This window comes from Pseudomonas sp. Marseille-Q1929, assembly GCF_017316265.1.
Taxonomy (GTDB): domain Bacteria; phylum Pseudomonadota; class Gammaproteobacteria; order Pseudomonadales; family Pseudomonadaceae; genus Aquipseudomonas.
The window spans coordinates 1-26,283 of record NZ_JAFLWU010000034.1 but is presented as its reverse complement, the minus strand read 5'-3'; the positions used below and the strand labels follow the sequence as shown (position 1 = coordinate 26,283).

Below are 26,283 nucleotides of genomic sequence, written 5' to 3'. Positions count from 1 at the left end.
TCTCACGTGCCATGCACATACACGTTGATAACGTTTTGTAGAGAAGACAAATGAATTATACGGTACATCCCAGTGCAATTATTGATGACGGTGCGAGTATTGGTGACCGCTGCCGTATCTGGCATTTTGTGCATGTGTGCGCCGGGGCGGTTATCGGGGCGGAGGTTTCACTTGGGCAGAACGTCTTTGTTGGGAACAAAGTTCGTATAGGCAACCAATGCAAGATTCAGAATAACGTCTCGGTCTACGATAATGTTGTATTGGAGGACGGGGTGTTTTGTGGGCCTAGTATGGTGTTCACCAACGTATATAATCCACGTTCGCTTATTGAACGTAAAAGCGAATACCGCGATACGTTGGTGAAGCGAGGCGCAACACTCGGCGCCAATTGCACCATTGTGTGTGGCGTCACCATTGGAGCGTTTGCGTTTGTTGGCGCAGGTGCGGTCGTCAATAAAGACGTACCCGCCTATGCGTTGATGGTCGGCGTCCCAGCCAAACAGATTGGTTGGATGAGTGAGTTCGGTGAGCAGCTTGAGCTTCCATTGCGTGGCGAGGGTTCACAGCGTTGTCCGTACTCTGGGGCGAGTTACGTGCTTGTCGATAATAAGTTAGAAAAAGTGGAAGCGAAATGATGGAGTTCATTGATCTTAAAGCTCAGCAGGCGAGAATTAAAGATAAGATTGATGCGGGGATCCAAAATGTCCTCGGGCACGGAAAATATATATTAGGTCCTGAAGTTTTTGAGCTCGAAGAACGGCTCGCGGAATATACGGGTGCGAAATATTGTATTACATGCGCTAACGGAACGGACGCACTTCAAATTGCGCTGATGGCCTTGGGTGTTGGTCCTGGAGATGAGGTAATCATCCCTGGCTTCACTTACATTGCCACGGCTGAAACCACCGCGCTGCTGGGTGCAAAGCCTGTATACGTCGATGTAGATGCAAAAACATACAATCTTGATCCAGCCTTGATCGAGGCGGCTATCACTGAGCGCACGAAAGCGATTATCCCAGTCTCGTTGTATGGGCAATGCGCGGATTTCGACAAGATCAATAGTATCGCTAAAAAACATAATCTTCCGGTAATCGAAGATGCGGCACAAAGTTTTGGTGCGACTTACAAGGGGCGTAAGTCCTGCAATTTAAGCTTGATTGCCTGTACCAGTTTTTTTCCTAGCAAACCCTTAGGCTGCTACGGGGATGGCGGTGCGATTTTTACCAGCGATGATGAACTGGCCAAAGTAATGCGTCAGATATCCCGGCACGGCCAAGATCGCCGTTATCATCATGTTCGCGTGGGCGTCAATAGCCGCCTTGATACATTGCAGGCTGCCATTCTGTTGCCGAAGCTCGAGCTGTTTCAAGAAGAAATTGGCCTGAGGAACACTGTTGCAGCTACTTATGATTGTTTATTGAAAGCGCTGCCGGTTATCACACCTTTTATTGATGCGTCGAACATTAGTTCCTGGGCTCAGTACAGTGTGTTGGTGTCTGATCGAGAAGTGCTTCAGGAAAAGTTGAAGACGCTTGGCATCCCGACAGTGGTGCACTACCCCATACCGCTGAACAAACAGCCTGCGGTTGCCGATTTAGATGCAAGGCTGCCCGTGGGGGACAGAGTTGCAAATAATATAATGAGTTTGCCAATGCATCCGTATTTGTCACAGGATGCGTTGACAACGATTGCAAATGGGTTGAAAAATGCCCTACAAGATTAAGCATGTTGTCGCGTGGCTGATTCGCTCGGCGGTACTGTGGAGTGCGAATTTTCTATCGCGGCATAAAGTGTTGCAGGCGAAGAATATCCACGTCTCTGTCGTGCTGGGCGGTGAAACATCGATCACCGGAAATTTGGACAATCTTTCTATTGGCGAGTTGACCTATATAAACTTTGCTCAAATTGAAGTGGGTAACAATTCGCGTGTGCAGATCGGCAGTGGATGCGCAATTGGCTACAGGGTCAGTATAAAAGCGCGTACCCATTCGCTAATGAAACCTACGTCAAATCTCGACGGGGAGATCGTGTATAAGGAAGCCGATATTGTTATTGGCGACAACGTATGGATTGGTGATGGTGTGTACGTGCGTGAGGGCGTGTCTATTGGTAATAATGTCGTGATTGGAGCAAATAGTGTAGTCACCAAAAGTTTTCCTGATAATGTTATTATTGCCGGCGTTCCTGCAGTCGTTATAAAAGCGGGAGCCAGTGCGCTTTGAATTTAAAAAACATCTCGGCCTTTTCGATAGGTACACTGGGTGCGGCAGTGGCGGGTATTATTACCATTCCGCTGCTGACATGGTTGGTTTCTCCAGAAGATATAGGTCGGTTTAATATATATCAATTGGTAATAGGCTTTGGGGTGTTGTTTTTATCTCTCGGCCTAGATCAAACATTTGCGCGCTATTATAATGAAGAAGTTGACAAGTACAGGCTGCTTTTAGATTGTTATCTGCCTGGGGTTTTTATTTTTTTGCTCGCTTTGATTCCGACTGTTTGGATGAAAGATGAGATTTCACAGTTTTTGTACGGTGAGGTAAAAACGTCCTATGTCGTTTTAACTGCGGTTTGCGTATTTGTCATGTACCTGCTCAGGATTTCTAGTGTGATACTGAGGATGAACGGTGATGGCGTATTCTATTCGATCAATCAAGTGCTGCCCAAAGGGTTGCTTTGTGTTTTCTTGGTTTTCAACTTTTTCCTGAGTGGGCATTCAAATTTCAGTATTGTGTTGCTGCTAAGCTTTGTTGCCTTGCTCGTTGTTGTGCCACAGTTTGCCAGTGTGGTATTTACCTACGTTAAACGCAATCGTGGAGGTGCTGCGGCTGTTGTTGATCGCCGACAGCTTTTTGCTTTTGGGCTTCCGCTTTTACTGTCCTCTCTTATATATTGGGCCGTGACTGCAATTGGTTCGGTTTTACTCAAGGATATGGTTGGCCTTGACGAGCTTGGATTGTACGCGGTTGCTATAAATTTGGCGGGTGTGGCGGTCGTATTTCAAAATATCCTTTCTGTAGTATGGGTGCCTATCGTATACAAATGGGTTTCTTCAAATGAAGATTTGTCCCGTATAGATGGTGTGTTGAGTGTAGTATTATTTTTCGTAGTCGTGCTGACATCCCTAGTGGGTATCTTCTCGGGATTTGTGGACTTTTTGCTTCCTGTAGAGTATTCGGCAGTTAAGTATTTGCTCATGTGTGCTGTGTTACAGCCATTTTTTTATGCTCTTTCTGAAGTGAGTGGTATAGGTATTTCTGTTGTTAAGAAAACGTACTTGAACGTTGTCGGAAATTTCTGTGTTTTGATTTTGTGTTTTGCGTGCGCGTATTTCCTAATCCCTCTTTACGGTGCGGCCGGCGCTATCATGAGTAATACCATCGCGTTTTTTGTGTTCTTGATCTTTCGAACGGAGTTCTCTGCAAGGCACTGGCGGAATATCCCTCGACGGAAGTTGTACCTGTCCACATTCGCTTGTGCATGCTTGAGCATTTTTTGCCTGCAAGTAAAGCAATTGCCTATTGTGATTTTGTCTTGGGGTGTGGTTTTAATATTTGCGTGTGTGGTTTTTCATGCGGAACTAAAGTTGGTTGTCAGCTATCTGTCTAGGTTTAGAAAATGATTAAGGGGTTTCGGTATTACTACGTACTTATATTTTTTGTGATGTTCCTGTCATTTTTCTCCTTGGCGGAAAATCTATTCATTTCGATTTTTTTTCGGTGGGGGTTTATTTTTTCGTTGGCCCTGTGCTCGTTATTTTTTATTATCATCTTTCTCGATCGAAGTGCGTTGCGAGCGATGATATGGATCTATCTGCTAGTAGGGCTTATATTTATTCAGTACGCGTCTGCAGTTTTTGCTGGGCGTGAAGAGGTTGTCAGGTCACTAGAGAATGGGCTGCAATTTTTGTTTAGTATGGTCGTGCTTTACTTTTCTTTTTCGTACTCAAAAAAATATGATACGCGCGGCGTTTCTGGCATTGCGTTGATGTTGCTTTTGATTGCTGTGTTTTTGTTGATGTATCATGTCATTGAAAGGCAGTTGTTTTTTCAGAATGCCAATTCGTTGGGCATGATTGCTTATCTGATGATCTGTTCAATATTGTTTTTCAGGCCTCGGTTGGCGACGTGGGCGTGGGTATTCGGTGTCGCTTTGATTCTAATATCTGAATCTCGCTCATCGCTACTGGGCTTGCTAGTGTTCTTTACAACCTATGCAGTACTGCCACGACTATTACGTCTCCGTTTGAGTGGGGTGTACTTTTTTTCGTTTGTTGTGGCGACCGCGGTGGTGCTGTCCTTTTCTGTAGGTATTCTTTTTCCAGAACTGAATGCTGAAATGAATCGGCTTTCAAGAGAGATCTTCCAGAAGAACCTGGATTCAGGCCGTAGCTCTATGTGGAGCATGCTGTTTGAGTTGATGGAGGGTTATGAGGTCTGGGGGCGAGGTGGTGGTGTTCAAGTTAAAGATATCTCGAGTATCGAGTATTCTGCACATAATCTCTACTTGCAGGTTTATATGCAGCTAGGGTTGGTGGGTGAATTTATGTTGATTGCGCTGCTTTATTCAATATGGAACTTTTCCTTTAATGGTCGGGATGTCTATAAAGTCCGCATCGCGGCGTCTGCTTTTATTGGGTTGTTGGTAATTAATTGTTTTGAAGTGACGCTATTTCAAAATAACCTGGTGTTGAGCTTGCCCATTCTGGTGTTGGTTGGCATCGCGGCAGGAAGTCGATCTCCAGCTAATGATTGATAGGTGTTGAGTATGAAAATCGTCTTGCTATCAGGTGCCTCTTCCATTCACACAGTTCGATGGGCGGACGGTTTGAGCGCAGTGGGTCACGAAGTCCATGTGATATCGCAGCACCCCGTCGCCGATTCATTTAGTGCTGGCGTTACTGTGCATGAGTTTCCATACCGTGGGATTGTAGGTTATTTCACAATGGTTGGCCCTGTTCGTGAGTTGTTGGGTCAACTAAAACCAGATATCGTCAATGCTCATTATGCAAGTGGTTATGGTACGACCGCTCGCCTGGTTAACTACCACCCGTGGATAATGTCTGTTTGGGGAAGCGACGTCTACGATTTTCCTCACAAAAGCCCTTTGCACAAATGGTTGGTGACTGCGAACTTAAAAGCAGCTGATGCTGTTGCTTCGACGAGCTGGTGTATGGCTGCAAGGACTCAAGCGTTAGTTCCTGGGCTCGATGATATTTCAGTGACGCCCTTTGGGGTTGATATGACGGCGTACGCTGACATCGCTCATGCCGCAACACGTGATCCTGATCGAATTACAATCGGTACTGTAAAGACACTTGCACCCAAATATGGTGTAGACACTTTGATAGAAGCTTTCTCGATTGTGGTGGGCGAGATGGAACAGAAGGATCCCAAGATAGCGGACAAGTTATTTCTTCGTCTAGTCGGCGGCGGTCCCCAGACAAGAGAGTTGCAAATACTGGCAGAAAAACTGAAAATAGCGGATCGAGTTTCCTTTGTAGGGCAAATACCTCATAAAGAAGTACCTCAGGAGCTTGGTAAGCTGGACGTATACGTCGCGCTCAGCCGCCTTGACAGTGAAAGCTTTGGAGTCGCTATCATCGAAGCGGGCGCTGCTGGTCTGCCGGTGGTCGTCTCAGATGCGGGTGGGTTGCCTGAAGTTACAGTCCACGGAAAGACGGGGTTGGTAGTGCCGCGGGACGATCCGCGAGCAGCGGCCACTGCAATGATGAGCCTGATTGAAGATCAGGAATTACGCGAGCAGATGGGCAGGGCTGGAAGAGAGCATGTGCAATCTCACTACAGCTGGCCTGTCTGCATTGAGACAATGCTTCATGTTTATCAGAATAATACCGGTGTTTCCGGCTAGTCTGTCGGCGTGATGTGCAAACTGAGTCTGCTGATCCAGGTCGCTGCGACGGCTTTGTGATAGCTGGATGAGTTCTGTTTTTAATATTTAATACGGATTTTAATATATGTGCGGGATATTTGGATTGGTTTCTGCGAGCGGGCAGAAAGTCAATAAGGCAAGTCTCAACATATTGGCTGATCATGCCAGGCAGCGAGGGCGTGATTCCAGTGGATTGATTTACTTTGATAAACAGGGCTGCCAAGTTAAACGTGCGGACTATGATGTAAATAACTTGCTCTCCAAAGTAGCCCCCTACGAATCTCAGGCGGTTTTTGGTCACAGTCGACTGATTACGAATGGCCTTGCTGACAATCAGCCTGTTGTTCGTGGTGATATTTGCGTTATCCATAACGGTATCATCGTGAATGATGCGGATGTATGGGGCCTGATCGAGGCTGAGCGCAAGCTTGAAATTGACAGCGAAGTGATTGCTGCAATCACTGAGAAGTACCTTGAAGATAATGGTACTGATCTGAGTAAGCTCAGTGATAAGATTTTGTCTTTGTGCAAGGGCGTCATTGCATGTGCCATTATTTTGCCGAAAATTGGAAAAGCTGTCTTGTTTTCCAATAATGGCAGTCTGTACTTAGGGCAGTCTGAGGATGGTGTATGCTTTTCCTCTGAAAGCTATCCGTTGACGCAGATACACTGTACCCATATTACCCAGATTAAAGAGCAAGCGGTGATTTTGGACATCCCGGAGTCTGCCTCTGCCTCTGCCTCTGTCTCTGTCTCTGTTTCCGATGATCGTAAGCGCACCCATAATATTATTCCGCCGTTCAAGTATAATCAGGCTGAGGAGAAGCTGCTTCAGTTTAACCTCCCAGAATTGCATCGGTGCACGAAGTGCGTGCTTCCCGAGACAATGCCTTATATTTCTTTCGACGCGGCTGGCGTGTGCAACTACTGTAATACTTACACTCTCCGCAATGTGCCAAAACCAAAAGAAGATCTCTTTAATTTGGTAAAGCCGTATCGACGCAACGGTCAACTGGATTGCATTGTTCCGTTTTCGGGCGGGCGCGACAGCTGTTATGGCCTTCACTTGATCGTCAAGGAACTGGGTATGAACCCTGTTACCTACACCTACGACTGGGGCATGGTAACCGACTTGGGCCGACGTAACATTAGTCGTATGTGTGCCGAACTAGGTGTTGAAAATATTATCATTGCTGATGATATTGACAAAAAACGTAAAAATATTGCTACCAATCTGCGGGCCTGGCTCAAGTCACCCCATCTAGGGATGATTAGTATTCTGACAGCGGGTGACAAGCACTTTTTTCGCCACGTAGAAACCGTCAAACGTCAGACAGGGATCGGACTCAACCTGTGGGGGGTTAACCCACTAGAGGTGACTCACTTCAAAGCGGGCTTTCTTGGCATTCCTCCTGATTTTGAGGAGAAACGCGTCTATATGAATGGCTGGCGAAAGCAGCTTGAATATCAAAGCCTGCGTTTCAAAGCCATGTTGAAAAGTCCAGGTTACTTTAACTCTTCACTCTGGGATACGTTGTCGGGTGAGTACTATCGTAGTTTTACAGAGAAAAAAGATTATTACCATATCTTCGACTACTGGAGCTGGGACGAGAATACTATTGACGACACTTTGATCGGTGAGTACGACTGGGAAACTGCCGTGGATACCTCCACTACTTGGCGTATTGGCGACGGTACGGCGGCGTTTTATAACTATATTTATTATACCGTTGCCGGTTTTTCTGAGCACGATACCTTTCGAAGCAACCAAATTCGGGAAGGGGTTATGACACGCGATCAGGCACTGGAACTGGTGAAGAATGAGAACCAACCTAGATATCAGAATATTCGCTGGTACCTGGATGCACTGGGTATGGACTTCGATCAAGTCATCAAAGTGGTGAACGCCATTCCAAAACTTTATAAAGTCTGAAGAGGTTGGATTATTTTCAGATGAAGAAGACCATTTGGTATATCACGAAGTATTTTTCGCCAAAAACCGCCAACAGTCCTGGGGGGCGTGGTTGGTTTTTGGTCGAGGAGATGAACAAATCTGGCTGTGAGACGGTCGTAATTACCTCGGACTCCAATAATTTGGTTGATGTGCCCGAGTTGAGTCGTCGCGTCACCGAGCAAACGGTTTCCGGTGTAAGGATTATTTGGCTGCGTACACTAAAATATTCCGTTGCAAAATCTGTAATCAGGATTCTGAGTTGGTTTCACTTTGAGTGGAACCTGTTTTTCCTGAACAAGAAAACTTTGCCTCGGCCTGACGTGATTGTCGTTTCCAGCCTTTCATTACTTACAATTATCAATGGTTTGTTGTTAAAGCGTAAGTATAACTGTCGACTGGTTTTCGAGGTGCGCGACATATGGCCACTCACGATTGTAGAAGAGGGCGGATTCAGCAGTGGAAATCTGTTCGTCAAGGCGTTATCTGTTATCGAAAAACTGGCGTATAAGCGGTCAGATTTGATTGTGGGTACCATGCCTAATCTTTCGGAGCATGTACGTGCCGAGACGGGGTTTTGCCGTCCGGTATTTTGCATCCCCATGGGCGTGAGCGACGATCACCTGAACCAGGTAAAAGAGTTGCCAGATGATTACGTGAAACAATATTTCTCGGCACCTAAGTTTAGAGTTGTTCATGCCGGCACCATCGGCATTACAAACGCTTTAGAGGTGTTCTTTGAAGCGGCCGCGTTGATGCAAGACTATGCTGATATCGAGTTCTTGATGATTGGTGACGGCGCGTTGAAGGCCCACTATCAAGAGAAATACGGTCACTTGTCTAACCTTGTCTTCGCTCCAAAAATTTCACGGGACATGGTTCAGTCAGCGTTGACCAAATCCGATCTGCTGTATTTTTCTGTGTATGCGTCAAAGGTCTGGCACTATGGGCAGTCTCTCAATAAGGTGATTGACTACATGCTTGCCGGCAAACCAGTCATCGCTTCTTATAGCGGCTATCCCTCCATGATCAACGAGGCGGAGTGCGGCGTTTATGTGCCAGCCGGGGATGTTGGATCGTTGGTTTCGGGGATTCTGGAGATGAAGTCCAAGAGTGCCGAAGAGCTCGAAGAGATGGGCGCACGTGGACGCAAATGGCTGCTGGATAACCGAAACTATCCAAAATTAGCGCAAGATTACCTGTCGTTGCTATTCAAGGAAACCAGTCGTTGAAACGGTTCATGGACATCCTCATTTCCGGGATCGCGTTGATCTTACTGTCACCGGTGATCGCGTGGACGTCTTGGAAAATTCGTAAAAATCTAGGGGCACCAGTCGTGTTCCGGCAGGTGCGCCCTGGCTTGAACGCCAAGCCCTTCATACTAGTAAAGTTTCGTAGTATGCGTGACGCAAACGATTCGAAGGGAACTCCGTTGCCAGACGCCGAGCGCATGACGCCGTTTGGACAATTCCTTCGTTCCAGCAGCCTGGACGAACTTCCTGAACTCTGGAGCGTTCTCAAGGGGGATATGAGTTTAGTTGGCCCTCGCCCGTTGTTGAACGAATATCTGCCGCTGTACAGTTCTGAACAAGCACGGCGTCACGAAGTGAGGCCTGGCATTACGGGCTGGGCTCAGGTCAATGGACGAAACTCTCTAAGCTGGGAAGATAAGTTCAAGCTTGATGTTTGGTATGTCGATAATCGTTCTATCTTGCTGGATTTCAAGATACTTTTTATGACCGTCCATAAAGTTCTCGCCCGAGAAGGTATCAGTGCTGACGGTGAAGTAACGATGTCGAAGTTTTCAGGCTCGAAAAGATCTGATACAGATTAGTGGTGCTTACACTCTGTAACTAACTCGTTTTTGACGTTTTCCCACCATCACCTAAGTTTGAAAAGCAGCTTCGGAAAGCTGCTTTTCTCTCATAGTTGTCAAGGAGCGTCACCCATGCAAAACACCTACATTTCTTCCCTGATCTTCGCCTTCCTCACCACTCTCTCCGTCACTACCACCGCAGCCCCTTCGATCAAACCCGAAGCGCCAACCCCCATCACTGCGCAAATCACTAAGGCCGAGCAAGCTGCCAAGGTCAACCTGAACGCCGCCGACGCTGAAACCCTACGTCGTGACTTGTTTGGTATCGGCGCCGCCAAAGCCAAGGCGATCGTTGCCTACCGCGATAGCAACGGTCCGTTCACGGCAGTGGATGAGTTGTTGGAAGTGAAGGGCATCGGCAAGGCGTTGCTGGAGAAGAACCGAGACAGGCTGTCGCTCAATTAAGCAGTCCAGAAGGCCGATCATTGATCGGCCTTTTCATCCTCCCGGATTCGCGTTTTCAAGGTGTCTCGCACCACGTCCATGATCCGCGTTGCCAACTGCGGATTCTCGACACTCCTGGCGAGCACCAGCGCGCCCACCAGTGTCGACATCATCACCAGTGCCTGAGCGTCAGCACGGCCCTCACCCAACGCTGTTTCAATCTGTTTGAGCCGTGCGTCGAGCACTGCATCCGTTGTCGGACTAGGCTGGCCTCGCAGCCCTAGTTCGGAACACATGGTCGGCAAAGGGCAACCCTGATCCGGAGAGCTCTGGTGCCAATCCGACAGGTAGCTGTCGATGAACGCGTCCAAAGGCCGTTCCTGGCTGAACAGCATCTCGCAGTGGGCATCGAGCTCTGCGGCCGAAGCGAGCAGGGCTTTTTCCACCAGTTCGTCCTTCGACTTGAAGTGTGCGTAAAACCCGCCATGCGTCAGGTTCAGCGCTTTCATCAGCGGTTGCAAGCCGGTGGCGCCAATGCCGTCGCGGCGAAAGCGCACCGACGCTTCCTTGATGATGCGCTGATGAGTTTGAGCTTTATGGTCTTGGGAGTAACGCATAGGGCTGCCTCGGTAACGAGATGGCAGTTTAACGGAGTTGAACGTTATTACACATCCAGCGAAGCGCAGCGGTTGGCACGAAAAGTGATTACGTCTACGCAGAGGATTGTTCAACAATCATGGGGGAGTGATGGCACTCAGTTTGTCGTTAGCCGATCAGATCGCGCTGGAACTTCGTGCCGACATCATCGGTGGGCGGTTGCTACCTGGCATGGCGTTGGTCGAGGTGGAGTTGGTGAGGCGTTACAACGCCTCGCGCAACACGATTCGCGAAGCCTTGCATCGCCTGGGGCAAGAAGGCCTGACCCGGTACGTGCGAAACAAGGGGGTGATGGTCCGGCGCCTGGAGCGTGAAGAGGTGCGTGATGTGTTTGTAGTGCGACGCACCCTGGAGTTACAGGCCATCGCCCAGAGCGGCGCATTGACCGCCGATCAGTCCGAGCGCATGCAAAACGCTATCGACGCCACCACCCTGGCGCGGGAGCGTGAAGATTGGCGCGCCGTGGCCACCCACAGCCTGGTGTTCCACCAACAGATTGTCGGGATGATGCGCAGCCCGTTGTTCGATGAGTTTTTCGCCCAGGTGATCGCCCAGTTACGCCTGGTGTTTTGTGCGGCGCCCGATGAGCAGCGGTTCCAGTCGCCCTGGCTGGAGCGTGATCGCGAGATCTACGCGCTATTGGTCCAAGCGGACAAACCGGCAGCAGGGCAGGCGCTGAGTTTGTATCTGGACGATTCGGAACGTGTGTCGCTGGCTCTGTTCACTCGCCCTTGATCAAGGAGTTCCACGATGTATAAAGACTATCCGGCGGCTTATCAGGTCAGCAAAGGCCCGGCGCTGCAGGTTGATACGGCGTTTTACGAGCGTATCCGCGATCGTGCCGACCAACGTACCTTGATCGAACAATTCGAAGTGCCGATTCGTACGGGCAGGGCGTGGAAAGTGCCGGCCGGGCATGTGTTCCGGGTGACCACGCCGGTTGGTCCGCAGGTGGGCGACTTTAACGTGTGGAACGCCCATGACCCGCGCGAACGGCTCTGGGCGGCACGCACGCGGCAGTTGCAGGGCGCCCATGTCAGCACCCATGACCGCTTGTGGTCGAACCTGCCGTTTCTGCGCCCCCTGGTGACCATCACCGATGACAGCCTGGCGAGCTATGGCATCGATGAACATGGCGGGCGCCTGCATGACCTGCTCGGTACGCGCTGCGACCCTTATGTGAACCGCATGCTCACCGGCGAGGACTTCCATCACCATTGCCATTCGAACCTGACGCGTGCGGTTTTGCCCCACGGCCTGACGGAGTTCGACGTGCATGACGTGCTGAACATTTTCCAGTGCACCGGGCTCAATCAGGACGACATGTATTTCATGAAGGCGTGCCCGGCGCAGAAGGGTGATTACCTGGAGTTCTTTGCCGAGATTGATCTGCTGTGCGCGCTGTCGACGTGCCCGGGTGGGGACCTGTCACTGCCGATGTGGGGGCCGGATGCGCAGGATCCGCTGACGGTGTGTCGCCCGCTGGGTGTCGAGATCTATCGGTTGGAGGAGGCGTTGCTCAGCGGCTGGAGCCAGCCGGAACGTGCTGCCTACAAGGGGCAGCACGGGTTGCATATTGCCAAGGCTGCTTGGGAGTAACCCAAGGCTCAGCGATCTTGCGCGTCCTTGGCGTCCGCCTGGGCGTTGCGTTCTGCCACGCGTTTGCGTTGTTCGTCGGTGAGTTCCACCTTGTTGGCGCTGTCCCGCAGCATCAGCAGGCCACCGACGATCGACCCGATCGCCACCACTAAAATCAACCACGCATACCACGGCATAAGGCTCTCCTTGAGGCAGATTGCCGTGGGAGAATTTTCCCACGGGAATAACTGCTTTGAGTAACGGGCTTTCTCAGTAGTTCAGTGTAGGCCCGTTCTGCCTCCAGTAGATCAGAGCCCGGTCAACATCGCATCTGCCGGGGCATCGGCACGGTGCTGCGCGGTCATCTGGAAGTAGGCAAACCCTACCGCCATGAAGCCCAGGAAGATCAACCCGATCAACGTGTTGAACCAGGCCATGGCCACCAGGCACACCACCGCCAGTACCAGTGCGATGCCCGGCACGATCGGATAACCCGGCGCGCGGAAGGTACGCTCCAGCAGCGGCTCGGTCTTACGCAGCTTGAACAGGCTGAGCATGCTCATGATGTACATCACGATGGCGCCGAACACCGCCATGGTGATCATCGCAGCGGTGAGCGTCATGCCGCCCAGGTTGATCAAACCGTCGCTGTAGATTGCCGCGATACCGACCACACCACCGGCGAGGATGGCGCGGTGGGGTGTCTGAAAACGCGACAGCTTGGCCAGGAAAGAGGGCAGGTAACCGGCGCGGGCCAGGGCGAAGAACTGACGCGAATAGCCGAGGATGATGCCGTGGAAGCTCGCCACCAGGCCGAACAGGCCGATCCACACCAGCATGTGCAACCAGCCGGAGTGGTCGCCCACCACGGTTTTCATCGCTTGCGGCAGTGGGTCGTTGATGTTCGACAAGGTGCGCCAGTCACCCACGCCACCGGCGAAGAACATCACGCCCATGGCCAGGATCACCAGGGTCAGGATGCCGCTGATGTAGGCTTTTGGAATGGTGCGCTTGGGATCTTTCGCTTCTTCTGCGGCCATGGCCGCGCCTTCGATGGCCAGGAAGAACCAGATCGCAAAGGGAATCGCCGCAAACATCCCGGCAATCGCCGGCGCGCCAAATGTATCCGAACCGGCCCAGCCATTAAGGGCGAAGTTACTGAAGCTGAACGCCGGGGCGACCACGCCCATGAATACCAGCAACTCGGCCACGGCGAGTACGCACACCACCAGCTCAAAGGTGGCCGCGAGTTTCACGCCGAGGATGTTCAGGCCCATGAACACGAAATAGGCGCCGACGGCCGCATGTTTCGGGTCGAGCGCAGGAAACTGCACATTGAGATAAGCGCCGATGGCCAGGGCGATGGCGGGCGGGGCGAACACGAATTCAATGAGGGTCGCCAGCCCTGCAATCAAGCCGCCTTTCTCCCCAAACGCGCGACGGCTGTAGGCAAACGGTCCGCCTGCGTGGGGAATGGCGGTGGTCAGTTCGGTGAAACTGAAGATAAAGCAGGTGTACATCGCGGCGACCATCAACGACGTCACCAGGAAGCCCAAGGTTCCTGCCACGCCCCAGCCGTAGCTCCAACCAAAATATTCCCCGGAGATCACTAGGCCAACGGCAATGCCCCACAAATGCAGGGTGCCCAAGGTGGGCTTGAGTTGTGTGTTCATCGTGCTGCGCTCCCTGAACGGTTTGGAATGATTCAAGGTGTTGCAGCGGCCATGCCAGCCTGAGAATCATTGTCGTAAAGGCACGCAACTGTCGTCGGGGGGATGGTTTGGCGTTTGAATGTCGGCAGGGTTGCACCAGATGAGTGCGATGTTGTTTGCGCTGCCGTCATCGCGGGCAAGCCCGCTCCCACCCTTGACCGAGGTGTCATGACGAGCGCCGGTCAAACTGTGGGAGCCGGGCTTGCCCGCGATGAGGCCCTCCCAGCGCACACAAATCCCCCTGTAACCCCCGCATAAACCCACTCTTTACGCCGTCTTTACGCCCCACCCGCACCCTCGCTCTCGTTCCTTTACGCCACTCCTGCGGACAATTGCCCCACACGCGGCAATACGCCGCTAAACGGAGAAACTTCCATGAGCGTTCTGGACGGGGTGTCACTGCTATTGGCCGTGGCGCTGTTCATTTATCTGCTGGTTGCGCTGTTACGCGCGGATCGGAACTAGGAGCTTGGCCATGCACAGTTATGACTATTGGCTGATCATCGCCTTCTTTGCCGTGGTGTTGGTGCCGGCGCCGTTCCTGGGCCGCTTCTACTACAAGGTGATGGAAGGCCAGCGCACCTGGCTGAGCCCGGTCCTGGGGCCTGTCGAAAAAGCCTGCTATCGCCTCTCGGGCGTGGATGAGCATCAGGAACAAAGCTGGCAGAAGTACATGCTGGCCCTGCTGGCATTCAACCTTGCCGGCTTCCTGCTGCTGTTCGCCATCCTGTTGTTCCAGGAATACCTCCCACTGAACCCGCAGAAATTGCCGGGGCAGGAATGGACGCTGGCCTTCAACACGGCCGTCAGTTTCATGACCAACACCAACTGGCAGTCCTACAGCGGTGAGGCGTCCCTGAGCTACCTCAGCCAGATGGCCGGCCTGACCGTGCAGAACTTCGTCAGTGCGGCCACCGGCCTGGCCGTCCTTGTCGCGTTGTGCCGTGGGATCGGGCGCAAATCCGCGCAGACCTTGGGCAACTTCTGGGTCGACATGACCCGCGCCACCCTCTACGGCCTGTTGCCCCTGTGCCTGGTGCTCGCATTGTTCCTGGTGTGGCAGGGCGTGCCGCAGACCTTCGCGCATTACGTCGATGCGCTGACGATGCAGGGCGTGGATCAGGTGATCCCCCTCGGCCCGGCCGCCAGCCAGATTGCGATCAAGCAACTGGGCACCAACGGTGGTGGCTTCTTCGGCGTCAACTCGGCGCACCCGTTTGAAGACCCGACCGCGTGGGCCAACCTGTTCGAGGTGGCGTCGATCATCCTGATCCCGGTGGCGCTGGTGTTCACCTTCGGTCACTACGTCAAGGACCTGCGCCAGAGCCGCGCGATCCTCGGCTGCATGCTGGCCCTGTTCCTGATCGGCGGCGCTACCTCGCTGTGGTCCGAGTCCCAGCCCAACCCGACCCTGAACCACCCGGCCGTCGAGCAGACCGCTCCACTGGAAGGCAAGGAAGCGCGCTTCGGCACCACCGGCACCGTGCTCTGGTCGGTGACCACCACCGCGGCGTCCAACGGCTCGGTCAACGGCATGCAAGACAGCCTCAGCCCGCTGAGCGGCATGGTCGCGCTGGTCAACATGATGGTCGGTGAAGTGATCTTCGGCGGCGTCGGTGCCGGCATGTACGGCATGTTGCTCAACGTGTTGATCGCGGTGTTCCTCGCCGGTTTGATGATCGGCCGCACGCCGGAATACCTCGGCAAGAAACTCCAGGCCAAGGAAGTGCAATTGCTCGTCGTCACCTTGCTGGTGATGCCGGTAGGCGTGCTCGTCCTCAGTGCCATCGCCGCCAGCCTGCCCGGCCCGGCGAGTGCCATCAGCAACCCTGGCCCTCACGGGTTCAGCCAATTGCTCTACGCCTACACCTCCGCCAGTGCCAACAACGGCTCGGCGTTCGCCGGCCTCAGCGCCAACACCGCGTTCCACAACCTGATGCTCGGCCTTGGCATGTTGATCGGCCGCTTCGGCTACATCCTCCCGGTCCTGGCCCTGGCCGGCAGCCTGGCGATGAAGAAGGCCGCACCAATTGGCCAGAACAGCTTCCCGACCCATGGCCCGCTGTTCGTGACCCTGTTGACCGTGACCATCTTGCTGGTGGGCGGCCTGACCTTCCTGCCGACGCTTGCTCTAGGCCCCATCGCTGAACACCTGAGCATGGGCTTCTAAGGGGATATGAACATGAATATGCCTGCAAAAAACGCCGCTCCCGTGCAAACCCAGGAGCCCGCCAAAACCGCCATCTCCGCCCTGTGGCGCCCGGCGCTGGTCCAGGCGTTCGTCAAGCTCGACCCGCGCCAATTGCAACGCTCGCCAGTGATGCTGGTGGTCGAGTTGACCGCCATCCTCACCACCGTGCTGTGCTTTGTGCCCGACACTGCCGTGCCGACGTTTGTCGCCGTGCAAATCGCCGTGTGGCTGTGGTTCACCGTGCTGTTCGCCAACTTCGCCGAAGCCTTGGCCGAAGGGCGTGGCAAGGCCCGTGCCGACAGCCTCAAGGCCGGCAGCGAAGGCCTCAGCGCACGCCGCAAGGAAGCCGACGGCAGCTTCAAGGTCGTGCCGGCCACCAGCCTGCGCAAAGGCGATGTGGTGCGCGTCGCCGCCGGGGAAATGATCCCCGGTGACGGCGAGGTCATCGAAGGCATCGCGGCGGTCAACGAAGCGGCGATCACCGGCGAGTCCGCGCCGGTGATCCGCGAGTCCGGCGGCGACCGCTCGGCCGTTACCGGCAACACGCGGCTGGTGTCGGACTGGCTGCTGATCCGCATCACCGCCAACCCCGGTGAGTCCACCCTGGACCGCATGATCGCCCTGGTCGAAGGCGCCAAGCGCCAGAAAACGCCCAACGAAGTGGCGCTGGATATCCTGCTGATCGGCCTCACCCTGATCTTCCTGCTGGTAGTGGTGACCCTGCAACCGTTCGCCCACTTCGCCAATGGCAGCTTGCCGCTGGTGTTCCTGGTCGCACTGCTGGTGACGTTGATTCCCACGACGATTGGCGGCCTGCTGTCGGCCATCGGCATCGCCGGCATGGACCGCCTGGTGCGCCTCAACGTGATCGCCAAATCCGGGCGCGCGGTGGAAGCGGCGGGCGACGTGCATGTGCTGCTGCTGGACAAGACCGGCACCATCACCTTTGGCAACCGTCGCTGCTCGGCGGTGGTTGCGGCGCCAGGCGTCAGTGGCCGCGAGCTGGCCGAAGGCGCGCTGCTGGCATCTCTGGCGGACGACACGGCGGAAGGCAAATCCATCGTCGAATACCTGCGTGCGCTGCACCCCCAGGCCGAACCGTCCCTGGACGCACTGACCGCCGTCCCGTTCAGCGCCGAAACCCGCTTGTCCGGCGTTGACTACCAAGGCCGCGTATTCCGCAAAGGCGCGGTGGATTCGCTGCTGGCCTTTGTGGGCCAACAACGCCGCGACTTCGCACCCGCGCTGTCGCGGGAAATCGACAAGATCGCCCAAAGTGGCGGCACGCCGTTGCTGGTGTGCGCCGACGGCAAATTGCTCGGTGCGATTCACCTCAAGGACGTGGTCAAGCCCGGCATCCGCGAACGCTTCGCCGAACTGCGCAAGCTGGGGATTCGCACCGTGATGGTCACCGGCGACAACCCGCTGACCGCCGCCGCGATTGCTGCCGAAGCCGGCGTGGACGACGTCCTGGCCGAGGCCACCCCGGAGAAAAAACTCGCGCGCATTCGTCACGAGCAAAACGACGGCCGCCTGGTCGCCATGTGCGGCGACGGTGCCAACGACGCCCCGGCGCTGGCCCAGGCCGACGTCGGCATGGCGATGAACGACGGCACCCAGGCCGCGCGCGAAGCGGCCAATATGGTCGACCTCGACAGCGACCCCACCAAGCTCTTGGACGTGGTGCAGATCGGCAAGGAATTGCTGGTGACCCGTGGCGCACTGACGACCTTTTCCATCGCCAACGACGTGGCCAAGTACTTCGCGATCCTGCCGGCGCTGTTCGCCTCGATCTACCCGCAATTGGGCGTGCTCAACGTAATGCATTTGCAGAGCCCGCAGAGCGCGATCCTCTCGGCCATCGTGTTCAACGCGTTGATCATCGTGGTGCTGATTCCCCTGGCGCTGCGCGGCGTGCGTGTGCAGGCGGCAAGCGCGGCGGCCTTGCTGCGGCGCAACCTGCTGATCTACGGCGTGGGCGGGCTGCTGGTGCCGTTCGTGGGCATCAAGGCAATCGACATGCTGCTGACCGCGCTGCACCTGGTTTGACCCGATGCCTGTGGGTGCTCTCCCTGTGCCCACAGGTTGCAATGACTGAATTGAGGAACTTGAAATGTCCAACATCATCCGCCCGGCCCTGAGCCTGCTGGTGCTCATGACCCTGATTACCGGCGTCGCCTACCCACTGGTGGTCACCGGCGTCGCCCAAGTCGCCTTCCCCGACCAGGCCAACGGCAGCCTGGTGTACGACGCCAGCGGCAAGGTGCGCGGCTCCAGCCTGATCGCCCAGGACTTTACCGGTGACACCTGGTTCCACCCGCGCCCATCCGCCGGTGCCTTTGCCACGGTTTCCAGCAGCGCCAGCAACCTCGGCCCGAGCAACCCGGCATTGGCCACGCGCGTCTTCGAGGATGCGAATAAACAGCTAGTGCCAAGCCAGGGCCCGGTGCCTTTGGCCTCGTTGACTACCTCTGGCAGCGGTCTTGATCCACACTTGCCACCGGAGGCGATTGCCTATCAACTGGCCCGCGTGGCGGCGGCGCGGAATGTGCCGGTGTCGACCCTGCAACGTTTGCTCGATGAGCACATCGAAAGCCCGCTGGTGGGGCCGCCGGTGGTGAATGTGCTGGCGCTGAATATGGCCCTGGAAAAGTTGTAGGCAGTGGCACCGCCAATCGCGGGCAAGCCCGCTCCCACACTTGAAATGCATTCCCCTGTGGGAGCGGGCTTGCCCGCGATGACGGCCTCAAAGACTGCAAATAAACACCTGAAGGAACCCCCTACATGAGCGACTCCGGCCGCGCCGATGCCCTGCTAGCCGACCTGCCCCGCAACGGCCGTGGCCGGCTCAAAGTCTTCCTCGGCGCCGCGCCGGGCGTGGGCAAGACCTACGCCATGCTCCAGGCCGCCCACACCCAGCTGCGCCAGGGCGTCAAGTTGATCGCCGGCGTGGTCGAGACCCACGGCCGCGCCGAGACCGAAGCCCTGCTCAGCGGCCTGCCGCAGCAACCGCTGTTACGCAGTGAATACCGCGGCGTAATGCTCGAAGAAATGGACCTCGACGGCCTGCTCGCCGCCAAGCCCAAGCTGGTGCTGGTGGACGAACTGGCCCACAGCAATGCGCCCGGCAGCCGGCATGAAAAGCGCTGGCAAGACATCCAGGAACTGCTCGCCGCCGGCATCAACGTGTTCACCACGGTCAACGTCCAGCACCTGGAAAGCCTCAACGACCAAGTGCGCGGCATCACCGGCGTGCAGGTGCGCGAAACCCTGCCGGACTGGGTGCTGCAAGAGGCCGACGAACTGCTGCTGATCGACCTGCCATCGCGCGAGCTGTTGGAGCGCCTGCGCGACGGCAAGGTGTATGTACCGGAACAGGCCCGCGCGGCCATCGACGCATTTTTCACCCAGACCAACCTGATGGCCCTGCGCGAGCTGGCGATGCAGACCGCCGCCGCCCACGTCGATGACGACTTGGCCCAAGGCTACCGCCAGCTCGGCCAAGCCGCGCCAGCGGTGCGCGGTCGCCTGCTGGTGGGCGTGGACGGCGATGCCCAGGCCGAACGCCTGGTGCGTCATGCCAGCCGTGTCGCCCAGCGTCGGCATTTGCCGTGGAGCCTGGTGCATATCGATAACGGCGGTGCGCGGGACGAACAATCGCGCCTGCGCCTGCAAAACGCCCAACAACTGGCCGAACGCCTGGGCGGTGAAGTGGTGTTGCTGCGGGCCGGGGAGGTGGCCAAGACCCTGATCCAGCACGCCGCCGAACGCCGTGCCAGCCTGCTGCTGGTGGGGCAGTCGCGGATGCGCTGGCGTCGTCGCGTGTTTGGTGGCGGGCTGGCGGCGCGCCTGTTGCGCAATGCCCGTGGGTTGGAAATCAACGTCCTCGACAGCGACGATATCCCCGCGCCGCCGCGCCTGCCGGATGTGCGCGGGTTGGTGTGGTTCGACTACGGCCTGGCGGTGGTCGCGACCGTCGTCGCGGCGGCGGTGGCCTGGGCGGTGTCCAGCGTGTTGCCGTTGCCGAATATCTCTCTGGTGTTCCTCGCGGCGGTGCTGCTGGTGGCGGTGCGCAGTAGCCTGGGCCCGTCGCTGGTGTGCGCGGCGTTGTCGTTCATGACCTATGACTTCCTGTTTATCCCGCCGAATTTCTCATTCGCGATCCAGCGTGAAGAAGACGTGCTGACCTTGCTGTTCTTCCTGCTGATGGCAGCGCTCACCGGCAACCTCGCGGCGCGTCAACGCCGACAGTTGCAGGCGCTGCGCGACACCCAGGAAGAAACCAGCGAGTTGCTCGACCTGTCGCGCAAGCTCACCGCCGCCACTGACCGCCAGGCGGTGATCAGCGCGGCGGCCCATCACCTGGAAGGCTGGAGCGACCTCGACCTGTGCCTGGTCAATCGCGACGGCCAAGGTGGTTGGACGATCGAAACCGGTGGCCCGCTGACCCTCACCGAAGGCGAACGCGCCGCTGCGGATTGGGCCTGGCAGCACGATCAACCAGCCGGCATGGGCACCGGCACCTTACCGCTTGGACGTTGGTGGTGGTGGCCGTTATCCGCTGAAGAAGGGCCGCTGGGCCTGCTCGGTGTGAGCCCCAAACCGGGCCTGGAATTGAGCGGTCAGCGCCGCCGCTTGCTGACCGCCTTGAGCCAGCCGCTGGCGCAAGCCTTGGCCCGCGCGCAACTGGCGCAGGAGTTGGAGTCTGCGCGCTTGCACGGCGAAACCGAGCAACTGCGCAGCGCCTTGCTCGCCTCGGTGTCCCACGATTTGCGCACGCCGCTGACCTCCATGCGCGGCAGCATCGACAGCCTGCTGGCCCTCGGTGAGGCCATCCCCCTGGAGGACCGCCGCGAACTGCTGGAAGGCACCCGCGATGAAGCCGAGCGCCTCGACCGTTACATCCAGAACCTGCTGGACATGACGCGCCTGGGCCACGGCGCGTTGAAGCTGGCGCGGGACTGGGTCTCGCCGGGTGATATTGTCGGCAGCGCCCTCGGCCGCTTGCGCGCCGTACTGGCGCCGCTGCAGGTGCACACCGAGGTGCCGGCCCAGTTGCCATTGCTGTATGTGCACGCGGCGCTGATCGAACAGGCGCTGGTCAATGTGCTGGAAAACGCCGCGCGCTTTTCGCCGGCCCATGGGCGTTTGCAGTTGAGCGCGGGCGTCTTGGATAACCAGCTGTTTTTTGCCGTCGCCGACGAAGGCCCCGGCATCCCCGAGGACGAGCGCGCGAAGATTTTCGACATGTTCTACACCGCCGCCCGTGGCGATCGCGGCGGGCAGGGCACCGGTCTGGGTTTGGCGATCTGCCAAGGCATGGTCGGCGCCCACGGCGGGCATATCGGCGTGGCCGATGGCATCGACGGCCGCGGCACCTGCATCACTCTGTTCCTGCCGTTGCCGACCCAACCTGGCCTGGAGCGCGAGGCATGAGCTACCCTGTTTTCTCTCCCGATTCTGATTGGACACCATGAGCCAGACCGCGACGATTTTGGTCATTGATGACGAACCGCAGATCCGCAAATTCCTGCGTATCAGCCTGGCCTCCCAGGGCTACAAGGTGATCGAGGCCGGCACCGGCAACGAAGGCCTGGCCCAGGCGGCATTGAGCAAACCGGACTTGCTGGTGCTCGACCTCGGCCTGCCGGACATGGACGGCCAGCAGGTGCTGCGCGAATTTCGCGAGTGGTCCACGGTGCCGGTACTGGTGCTGTCGGTGCGCGCCAGCGAGGGGCAGAAAGTCGAAGCCCTGGACAGCGGCGCCAATGACTATGTGACCAAGCCCTTTGGCATCCAGGAATTTCTCGCCCGCGTGCGCGCGTTGCTGCGCCAGGCGCCGGTGGGGGAGGCCCAGGAAGCGGCGCTGTCTTTCGGCCCGTTGACCGTGGACCTGGCCTACCGCCGCGTGCTGCTGGACGGCGTCGAAGTCGCCCTGACGCGCAAGGAGTACGCGGTGCTGGCGCAACTGGCACGACATCCGGGGCGGGTGATTACCCAGCAGCAATTGCTCAAGGATATCTGGGGGCCGACGCACATCGAGGACAGTCACTACCTGCGGATTGTGGTCGGGCATTTGCGGCAGAAGCTGGCGGACGATCCAACGCAGCCGCGGTTTATCGTGACGGAGGCGGGCGTGGGGTATCGGTTGTTGAACACATAGATATTTGTTGTTTGTGCCGGCCTCATCGCGGGCAAGCCCGCTCCCACATTTTGATTTGTGAATACGTTCGAATGTGGGAGCTGGCTTGTCGGGTCGCCGCATCGCTGCGATGGGGCCATCAGCAGCACCCAAGATTTCAGCCCTGCTCACTCTCATACCGATCCAGGGTATCCCGCGCAATCTCCCGCCCCAGCGCGATCAACTCCGGCGCCTTGTAGAACTCGAAAAACCGGCACACCCGCTTCGGCACGTTGATCAACACATCCGGCGGGTACCCGGCAATCTTGTACTGCGCCAACGACGTCTGCATCACCTCGAAACTCTGGTTGATCAGGTCCAGCAACGACGCCGGCCCCACGTTATCGATGATGAACGAACCGGTCGCCGACTTCGGCGCGCCGGCCTTTTCCGGTGCGGCGGCGGGTTGTTGGGATTCGGGTTCCGCTGCGTCCAGCCAGGGGTTGATGTCGGCGGCTTCGGCCTGCAAGGCTTCCTGTTCCAGTTTCATCAATTGCTCGGCCTGCTTGCGCCGAAACGGCAAGTGCGAACCGAGTGATTTGGCCAGGCTGTTGAAGCGGCTCTTGAACGCCGGTGGGCGCTGGATCACCGGCAATTGGTAGTGCTTCTGGTTGGTGGCGTTGAGGTTGACCGCGATGATCAAATCGCAATGGCTCGACACCACCGGCACGATGGGCAGCGGGTTGAGCAGGCCGCCGTCCACCAGCATGCGGTTGCCTTGCATCACCGGCGTGAACAGGCTGGGGATCGCCGCCGAAGCACGCATGGCCTGGTGCAGGCAGCCTTCCTGGAACCAGATTTCCTGTTGGTTGGTGAGGTCGGTGGCGACGGCGGTGTAGGGGATGCGCAACTCTTCGATATTCAACTCGCCGACGATCTTGCGGATCTGGCCGAAGACCTTCTCGCCACGAATCGCGCCGAGGCGAAAGCTCACGTCTACCAGGCGCAGCACGTCGAGGTAATCGAGGCTTTCGATCCAGTTGCGGTACTCATCCAGCTTGCCGGCGGCGTAGATGCCACCGACCACGGCGCCCATGGAACAACCGGCGACGCAGGCGATGTCATAGCCCCGTCGCTCGATCTCTTCGATCACGCCGATATGGGCGTAGCCCCGGGCCCCGCCAGAGCCCAGCACCAAGGCAACACGTTTCTTCATGGTCATGTCCTACAGATGGCAGGTGCCCACAATGCACCCATTGAGGGGGCGGCTTCAATCTTCGCTGCGGGAGTGCTAAGCCTCGGGTATGCTCTGGGTATAGGTACTATCGTTTTCAGGCTAAGGACAAGGCACTTTTTCATGTAGGCAACGTCTACAACGTACGACTGTTTTTCTTTATTTTGAGGTGTCATCGATGAAAGCCTGGATGTGTGTGCCTGTGATCGTGTTGGCCCTGGCCGGTTGTGCCGGGAAAACCGCGTACCGCGATAGCTGCGGCACGCAATTGGATGCCGCTTGGCACGAGCTGGACCTGGCCAAGGCCGAAGGGTTCGCCGGGACTGTCAGCTATTCCAAGGCCCTATCCCTGCTGACTGGTGCCAAGACCCAGCAGCAATTTGAAGCGTTTGAAGGCTGCGCCAACAAGGCCGAGAAAGCGCGGTTCTATATTCGTGAGTCGCGCGCCGGGCGTTGATCCGAGCGGCGGGTAGGATTTTTCATCGGAGAGTGAGGGCAGGATGTCAGCGTTGGTCGATCAGCTAGTCGCTCAGGTCATTGGCCTGGAAGTAGGGTTGCTGAGCTGCCAGGCTCGGCTCGCCGCCGTCACCGACGATGAAGCCCTGCATGACCTGCGCACCACCGTGCGCCGCCTGCGCAGCTTGTTGCGCCCTTTGCGTGGGCTGCCAGGCGTGGAGCAGCTTGAATCGGCCGCCAGCGCGGTCGGCCAATTGACCACACCGCTGCGTGACCGCGAGGTGCTGGCGGCCTATCTGCACCAGCACGGCTATCACGATGCCGCAGATCGGCGCCTGCGCCTGCAACCCGAGGCATATCGCCACGTGGCGCAAAGCCCCGAGTTGGCGCAGTTGCTGCTGATCCTCGATGCCTTCCCACGCTTTATCCGCGCATCCGAACATCAGAAGTTGCTCAGGGGCCTGCGCTCGCGCATCGAGAAACGTCTGGCCAAGCAATGGCAGGCACTCGACGCCGCCTTGAAGGACCCAGGCCATGATCGCCACCGGCTGCGGTTGCTGATCAAGCGCGTGCGCTATGCCGCCGAGGCCTACCCCGAATTGAACAAACTCCCCACCAACGCCATGTCCCGCCTGAAGAAAGCCCAAGGTGCCCTGGGTGATTGGCACGACTGCTGGCAGTGGCTGGCCCAGGCCGCACGCCAGACGGATCTGCAGCCCTGCGTTGCCGTGTGGCAGCGCACCATGGCCAAGGCAGAAGGGCAGGCGGACCGCGTGCTGGATAAACTCCGCTCCGATTGTTTCTGACCCGGTCCGGCTGATCGTTCCCACGCTCCGCGTGGGAATGCATCCAGCGACGCTCCGCGTCCGACAATCGTCCGGCTTTTGGCCGGAATAGGCGCTGCACCAGGCCAACACGCTGGTTAAGATCCCCCATCCGTTTCCCTTGATGTGAGGCCGCCATGCGCTTTTGTGATTTGCTCGACGCCGCCCGTAGCCACCCGCAAGACGTCACCATCCCCGCCGAATGGGCCCAGGGCCGTGCCACCTTCGGCGGCCTGGTTGCCGCGTTGCAGTACGAAGCGCTGCGTGCCCAGGTTCCGGCAGATCGGCCATTACGCTCGCTGGCGATCACCTTCGTCGGCCCAGTGGCGCCCGATGTCCCCGCCAGTTACCAAGTCGAATTGCTGCGCGAAGGCAAGGCCGTCAGCCAATTACTCGGCCGTGTGGTGCAGAACGGTGAAGTCGCGACACTGGTGCAGGCCAGTTTCGGCGGGTCCCGTGAGTCGGAGATCGTGGTCGAAAGCGCAGCGCCGCCCGTGTTCAAACACTGGGATGAATGCCAGGAACTGCCCTACATCAAGGGCGTCACCCCAGAGTTCATGCGCCATTTGGCGATGCGTTGGAGTGTCGGTGGCCTACCGTTTACCGGTAACAAGTCCCGCGACATGGGCGGCTGGGTCCGACTGCGTGGGGATGTGAAGGAAGAACCGCTGACCGAGGCGCACATCCTTGCCCTGGTGGACGCCTGGCCCCCAGCCTTGCTGCCGCACCTGAAGAAGCCCGCGCCGGGCAGCACGCTGACCTGGACCATCGAGTTCATCCAGCCGTTGCAGGAGCTGACCACGCTGGACTGGTGCCAGTACTACGTAACCATCGAACACGCCCGCGACGGCTACGGCCATGCCGCCGCCGCACTGTGGAGCCCGAGCGGTGCGTTGATCGCCATCAGCCGCCAGACCGTGGTGGTGTTCGCCTGACACTCAGTGCCGCTGGCGCTGCCGCCAGGCGCGCCACCAGCCGCCGCTGAAGACAAAGCGCGGGAAGGTCACGAACTGCTCGACCACCAGGCGCTGCACCGCGTCTTTGCGATCACTGAACGGTTCACTGGCCTGGGCTTCGAGGCTATGGCCGTGGCGTTGCAACGCCAGGCCGGCAACGATGCCGACCACACCAATGGCGAAACTCGCCAGACTCAGGCTGAACACCCCGGACACAATCAACAGGAACCCGACGATAAACAGCGGCACGGCAATCAGGTGCAACGCCAGGTTGGTCGGGTGCTGATGGTTTTGCGGGTAGCTGCGCCATTGCCAGGCGGGGAGATTGGGGTGACGTTTGCCCATGGTGAAAAATCCTCTGTCCGTTGAAACAACTTGAACAGAGTTTTGGCTGTCTCTTATATGCATCTGACGCCGCCGACGAAGCTGACAGTTTAGGTATTGAATATAG

Annotated in this window: 26 protein-coding genes; 21 read left to right on the top strand and 5 right to left on the bottom strand. The window is 57.0% G+C overall.

Annotated features, from left to right (window positions below):
- Positions 1-50 precede the first annotated feature (50 nt).
- The 10 genes from J1G37_RS25465 to J1G37_RS25420 all read left to right on the top strand — a co-directional run bounded on the left by J1G37_RS25465 (position 51) and on the right by J1G37_RS25420 (position 10,124).
- Entirely contained in the window at positions 51-635 is a 585-nt protein-coding gene (locus J1G37_RS25465) for an acyltransferase (RefSeq protein ID WP_207046201.1), read from the top strand.
- The gene (locus tag J1G37_RS25460) at positions 632-1,723 is read left to right on the top strand and encodes a DegT/DnrJ/EryC1/StrS aminotransferase family protein (protein ID WP_207046199.1); all 1,092 of its coding nucleotides are present in this window, start codon (positions 632-634) and stop codon (positions 1,721-1,723) included. Before J1G37_RS25465 ends, J1G37_RS25460 begins: the two co-directional genes overlap by 4 nt.
- Positions 1,707-2,222 carry a DapH/DapD/GlmU-related protein gene (locus tag J1G37_RS25455; RefSeq protein WP_207046197.1) on the top strand — a complete coding sequence of 172 codons (516 nt, stop codon included), beginning with the start codon at positions 1,707-1,709 and terminating at the stop codon, positions 2,220-2,222. The genes J1G37_RS25460 and J1G37_RS25455 overlap by 17 nt, the downstream gene beginning before the upstream one ends.
- Entirely contained in the window at positions 2,219-3,622 is a 1,404-nt protein-coding gene (locus J1G37_RS25450; RefSeq protein ID WP_207046194.1) for an oligosaccharide flippase family protein, read from the top strand. The genes J1G37_RS25455 and J1G37_RS25450 overlap by 4 nt, the downstream gene beginning before the upstream one ends.
- On the top strand, positions 3,619-4,755 hold the full coding sequence (locus J1G37_RS25445; protein WP_207046192.1) for an O-antigen ligase family protein: 1,137 nt from the start codon (positions 3,619-3,621) through the stop codon (positions 4,753-4,755). The genes J1G37_RS25450 and J1G37_RS25445 overlap by 4 nt, the downstream gene beginning before the upstream one ends.
- Positions 4,756-4,767: 12 nt before the next feature.
- The gene (locus tag J1G37_RS25440; protein WP_207046190.1) at positions 4,768-5,871 is read left to right on the top strand and encodes a glycosyltransferase; all 1,104 of its coding nucleotides are present in this window, start codon (positions 4,768-4,770) and stop codon (positions 5,869-5,871) included.
- A 106-nt stretch (positions 5,872-5,977) separates the two neighbouring features.
- The gene (locus J1G37_RS25435; RefSeq protein ID WP_207046188.1) at positions 5,978-7,825 is read left to right on the top strand and encodes a hypothetical protein; all 1,848 of its coding nucleotides are present in this window, start codon (positions 5,978-5,980) and stop codon (positions 7,823-7,825) included.
- 20 nt (positions 7,826-7,845) lie between these two features.
- On the top strand, positions 7,846-9,075 hold the full coding sequence (locus tag J1G37_RS25430) for a glycosyltransferase family 4 protein (protein WP_207046186.1): 1,230 nt from the start codon (positions 7,846-7,848) through the stop codon (positions 9,073-9,075).
- A gap of 8 nt (positions 9,076-9,083) precedes the next feature.
- Positions 9,084-9,677 carry a sugar transferase gene (locus J1G37_RS25425; protein WP_207046184.1) on the top strand — a complete coding sequence of 198 codons (594 nt, stop codon included), beginning with the start codon at positions 9,084-9,086 and terminating at the stop codon, positions 9,675-9,677.
- A 114-nt stretch (positions 9,678-9,791) separates the two neighbouring features.
- Positions 9,792-10,124 (top strand): ComEA family DNA-binding protein, encoded by a 333-nt coding sequence (locus J1G37_RS25420; RefSeq protein ID WP_207046182.1) that lies wholly within the window; start codon positions 9,792-9,794, stop codon positions 10,122-10,124.
- Positions 10,125-10,141: 17 nt separating this feature from the next.
- Here J1G37_RS25420 and J1G37_RS25415 read toward each other — a convergent pair whose 3' ends face one another.
- Entirely contained in the window at positions 10,142-10,720 is a 579-nt protein-coding gene (locus J1G37_RS25415; protein ID WP_207046180.1) for a TetR/AcrR family transcriptional regulator, read from the bottom strand.
- A gap of 130 nt (positions 10,721-10,850) precedes the next feature.
- Between J1G37_RS25415 and J1G37_RS25410 the strand changes: the two genes are divergently transcribed.
- Together J1G37_RS25410 and J1G37_RS25405 are read left to right on the top strand one after the other, a co-directional pair.
- The gene (locus J1G37_RS25410; RefSeq protein WP_207046178.1) at positions 10,851-11,495 is read left to right on the top strand and encodes a GntR family transcriptional regulator; all 645 of its coding nucleotides are present in this window, start codon (positions 10,851-10,853) and stop codon (positions 11,493-11,495) included.
- A 15-nt stretch (positions 11,496-11,510) separates the two neighbouring features.
- Entirely contained in the window at positions 11,511-12,359 is an 849-nt protein-coding gene (locus J1G37_RS25405; RefSeq protein WP_207046176.1) for a DUF1989 domain-containing protein, read from the top strand.
- Positions 12,360-12,367: 8 nt separating this feature from the next.
- On the opposite strand, the gene J1G37_RS25400 is transcribed toward J1G37_RS25405, so the two are convergent.
- Together J1G37_RS25400 and eat are read right to left on the bottom strand one after the other, a co-directional pair.
- Entirely contained in the window at positions 12,368-12,535 is a 168-nt protein-coding gene (locus J1G37_RS25400; RefSeq protein WP_008437727.1) for a DUF2897 family protein, read from the bottom strand.
- Between the two features lie 111 nt (positions 12,536-12,646).
- Positions 12,647-14,011, bottom strand: a complete 1,365-nt coding sequence (gene eat / locus J1G37_RS25395) for an ethanolamine permease (RefSeq protein WP_124528130.1) — start codon at positions 14,009-14,011, stop codon at positions 12,647-12,649.
- A gap of 414 nt (positions 14,012-14,425) precedes the next feature.
- On the opposite strand from eat, the gene kdpF reads away from it, so the two are divergent.
- From kdpF to J1G37_RS25365, 6 genes are all read left to right on the top strand, one after another.
- Positions 14,426-14,515, top strand: a complete 90-nt coding sequence (gene kdpF, locus J1G37_RS25390) for a K(+)-transporting ATPase subunit F (RefSeq protein ID WP_003218754.1) — start codon at positions 14,426-14,428, stop codon at positions 14,513-14,515.
- 10 nt (positions 14,516-14,525) lie between these two features.
- Positions 14,526-16,220 (top strand): potassium-transporting ATPase subunit KdpA, encoded by a 1,695-nt coding sequence (gene kdpA, locus J1G37_RS25385; protein WP_207046174.1) that lies wholly within the window; start codon positions 14,526-14,528, stop codon positions 16,218-16,220.
- A gap of 12 nt (positions 16,221-16,232) precedes the next feature.
- Positions 16,233-18,290: a potassium-transporting ATPase subunit KdpB gene (gene kdpB, locus J1G37_RS25380; protein ID WP_207046171.1), complete on the top strand. Its 2,058-nt coding sequence runs from the start codon at positions 16,233-16,235 to the stop codon at positions 18,288-18,290.
- 64 nt (positions 18,291-18,354) lie between these two features.
- Positions 18,355-18,900, top strand: coding sequence for a potassium-transporting ATPase subunit KdpC (gene kdpC / locus J1G37_RS25375; protein WP_207046169.1), 546 nt, complete (start codon positions 18,355-18,357; stop codon positions 18,898-18,900).
- A gap of 125 nt (positions 18,901-19,025) precedes the next feature.
- Positions 19,026-21,677, top strand: a complete 2,652-nt coding sequence (locus J1G37_RS25370; RefSeq protein ID WP_207046167.1) for a sensor histidine kinase KdpD — start codon at positions 19,026-19,028, stop codon at positions 21,675-21,677.
- A 37-nt stretch (positions 21,678-21,714) separates the two neighbouring features.
- Entirely contained in the window at positions 21,715-22,404 is a 690-nt protein-coding gene (locus J1G37_RS25365; protein WP_207046165.1) for a response regulator, read from the top strand.
- A gap of 136 nt (positions 22,405-22,540) precedes the next feature.
- Here J1G37_RS25365 and J1G37_RS25360 read toward each other — a convergent pair whose 3' ends face one another.
- The gene (locus J1G37_RS25360; protein ID WP_124528135.1) at positions 22,541-23,578 is read right to left on the bottom strand and encodes a patatin-like phospholipase family protein; all 1,038 of its coding nucleotides are present in this window, start codon (positions 23,576-23,578) and stop codon (positions 22,541-22,543) included.
- 196 nt (positions 23,579-23,774) lie between these two features.
- Between J1G37_RS25360 and J1G37_RS25355 the strand changes: the two genes are divergently transcribed.
- The 3 genes from J1G37_RS25355 to J1G37_RS25345 all read left to right on the top strand — a co-directional run bounded on the left by J1G37_RS25355 (position 23,775) and on the right by J1G37_RS25345 (position 25,811).
- Complete coding sequence (locus J1G37_RS25355; protein ID WP_017734442.1) at positions 23,775-24,053, top strand: hypothetical protein; 279 nt, start codon at positions 23,775-23,777, stop codon at positions 24,051-24,053.
- A gap of 43 nt (positions 24,054-24,096) precedes the next feature.
- Positions 24,097-24,858, top strand: a complete 762-nt coding sequence (locus J1G37_RS25350) for a CHAD domain-containing protein (RefSeq protein ID WP_207046163.1) — start codon at positions 24,097-24,099, stop codon at positions 24,856-24,858.
- Between the two features lie 155 nt (positions 24,859-25,013).
- Positions 25,014-25,811 (top strand): thioesterase family protein, encoded by a 798-nt coding sequence (locus J1G37_RS25345; RefSeq protein ID WP_207046161.1) that lies wholly within the window; start codon positions 25,014-25,016, stop codon positions 25,809-25,811.
- A 3-nt stretch (positions 25,812-25,814) separates the two neighbouring features.
- Here the strand turns inward: J1G37_RS25345 and J1G37_RS25340 are convergent, their stop codons facing one another.
- Positions 25,815-26,177, bottom strand: a complete 363-nt coding sequence (locus tag J1G37_RS25340) for an Mpo1-like protein (RefSeq protein ID WP_207046158.1) — start codon at positions 26,175-26,177, stop codon at positions 25,815-25,817.
- Between the last annotated feature and the right edge of the window lie 106 nt (positions 26,178-26,283).

Coding starts and splice junctions, on each gene's coding strand:
- J1G37_RS25460 (WP_207046199.1), top strand. CDS start 632: ATGATGGAGTTCATTGATCTTAAAGCTCAGCAGGCGAGAATTAAAGAT.
- J1G37_RS25340 (WP_207046158.1), bottom strand. CDS start 26,177: ATGGGCAAACGTCACCCCAATCTCCCCGCCTGGCAATGGCGCAGCTAC.
- J1G37_RS25350 (WP_207046163.1), top strand. CDS start 24,097: ATGTCAGCGTTGGTCGATCAGCTAGTCGCTCAGGTCATTGGCCTGGAA.
- J1G37_RS25445 (WP_207046192.1), top strand. CDS start 3,619: ATGATTAAGGGGTTTCGGTATTACTACGTACTTATATTTTTTGTGATG.
- J1G37_RS25465 (WP_207046201.1), top strand. CDS start 51: ATGAATTATACGGTACATCCCAGTGCAATTATTGATGACGGTGCGAGT.
- J1G37_RS25370 (WP_207046167.1), top strand. CDS start 19,026: ATGAGCGACTCCGGCCGCGCCGATGCCCTGCTAGCCGACCTGCCCCGC.
- J1G37_RS25435 (WP_207046188.1), top strand. CDS start 5,978: ATGTGCGGGATATTTGGATTGGTTTCTGCGAGCGGGCAGAAAGTCAAT.
- J1G37_RS25360 (WP_124528135.1), bottom strand. CDS start 23,578: ATGAAGAAACGTGTTGCCTTGGTGCTGGGCTCTGGCGGGGCCCGGGGC.
- kdpC (WP_207046169.1), top strand. CDS start 18,355: ATGTCCAACATCATCCGCCCGGCCCTGAGCCTGCTGGTGCTCATGACC.
- J1G37_RS25455 (WP_207046197.1), top strand. CDS start 1,707: ATGCCCTACAAGATTAAGCATGTTGTCGCGTGGCTGATTCGCTCGGCG.
- J1G37_RS25345 (WP_207046161.1), top strand. CDS start 25,014: ATGCGCTTTTGTGATTTGCTCGACGCCGCCCGTAGCCACCCGCAAGAC.
- J1G37_RS25430 (WP_207046186.1), top strand. CDS start 7,846: ATGAAGAAGACCATTTGGTATATCACGAAGTATTTTTCGCCAAAAACC.
- J1G37_RS25410 (WP_207046178.1), top strand. CDS start 10,851: ATGGCACTCAGTTTGTCGTTAGCCGATCAGATCGCGCTGGAACTTCGT.
- kdpB (WP_207046171.1), top strand. CDS start 16,233: ATGAATATGCCTGCAAAAAACGCCGCTCCCGTGCAAACCCAGGAGCCC.
- J1G37_RS25405 (WP_207046176.1), top strand. CDS start 11,511: ATGTATAAAGACTATCCGGCGGCTTATCAGGTCAGCAAAGGCCCGGCG.
- J1G37_RS25415 (WP_207046180.1), bottom strand. CDS start 10,720: ATGCGTTACTCCCAAGACCATAAAGCTCAAACTCATCAGCGCATCATC.
- J1G37_RS25355 (WP_017734442.1), top strand. CDS start 23,775: ATGAAAGCCTGGATGTGTGTGCCTGTGATCGTGTTGGCCCTGGCCGGT.
- kdpA (WP_207046174.1), top strand. CDS start 14,526: ATGCACAGTTATGACTATTGGCTGATCATCGCCTTCTTTGCCGTGGTG.
- eat (WP_124528130.1), bottom strand. CDS start 14,011: ATGAACACACAACTCAAGCCCACCTTGGGCACCCTGCATTTGTGGGGC.
- J1G37_RS25440 (WP_207046190.1), top strand. CDS start 4,768: ATGAAAATCGTCTTGCTATCAGGTGCCTCTTCCATTCACACAGTTCGA.
- J1G37_RS25425 (WP_207046184.1), top strand. CDS start 9,084: ATGGACATCCTCATTTCCGGGATCGCGTTGATCTTACTGTCACCGGTG.
- J1G37_RS25400 (WP_008437727.1), bottom strand. CDS start 12,535: ATGCCGTGGTATGCGTGGTTGATTTTAGTGGTGGCGATCGGGTCGATC.
- J1G37_RS25365 (WP_207046165.1), top strand. CDS start 21,715: ATGAGCCAGACCGCGACGATTTTGGTCATTGATGACGAACCGCAGATC.
- J1G37_RS25420 (WP_207046182.1), top strand. CDS start 9,792: ATGCAAAACACCTACATTTCTTCCCTGATCTTCGCCTTCCTCACCACT.
- kdpF (WP_003218754.1), top strand. CDS start 14,426: ATGAGCGTTCTGGACGGGGTGTCACTGCTATTGGCCGTGGCGCTGTTC.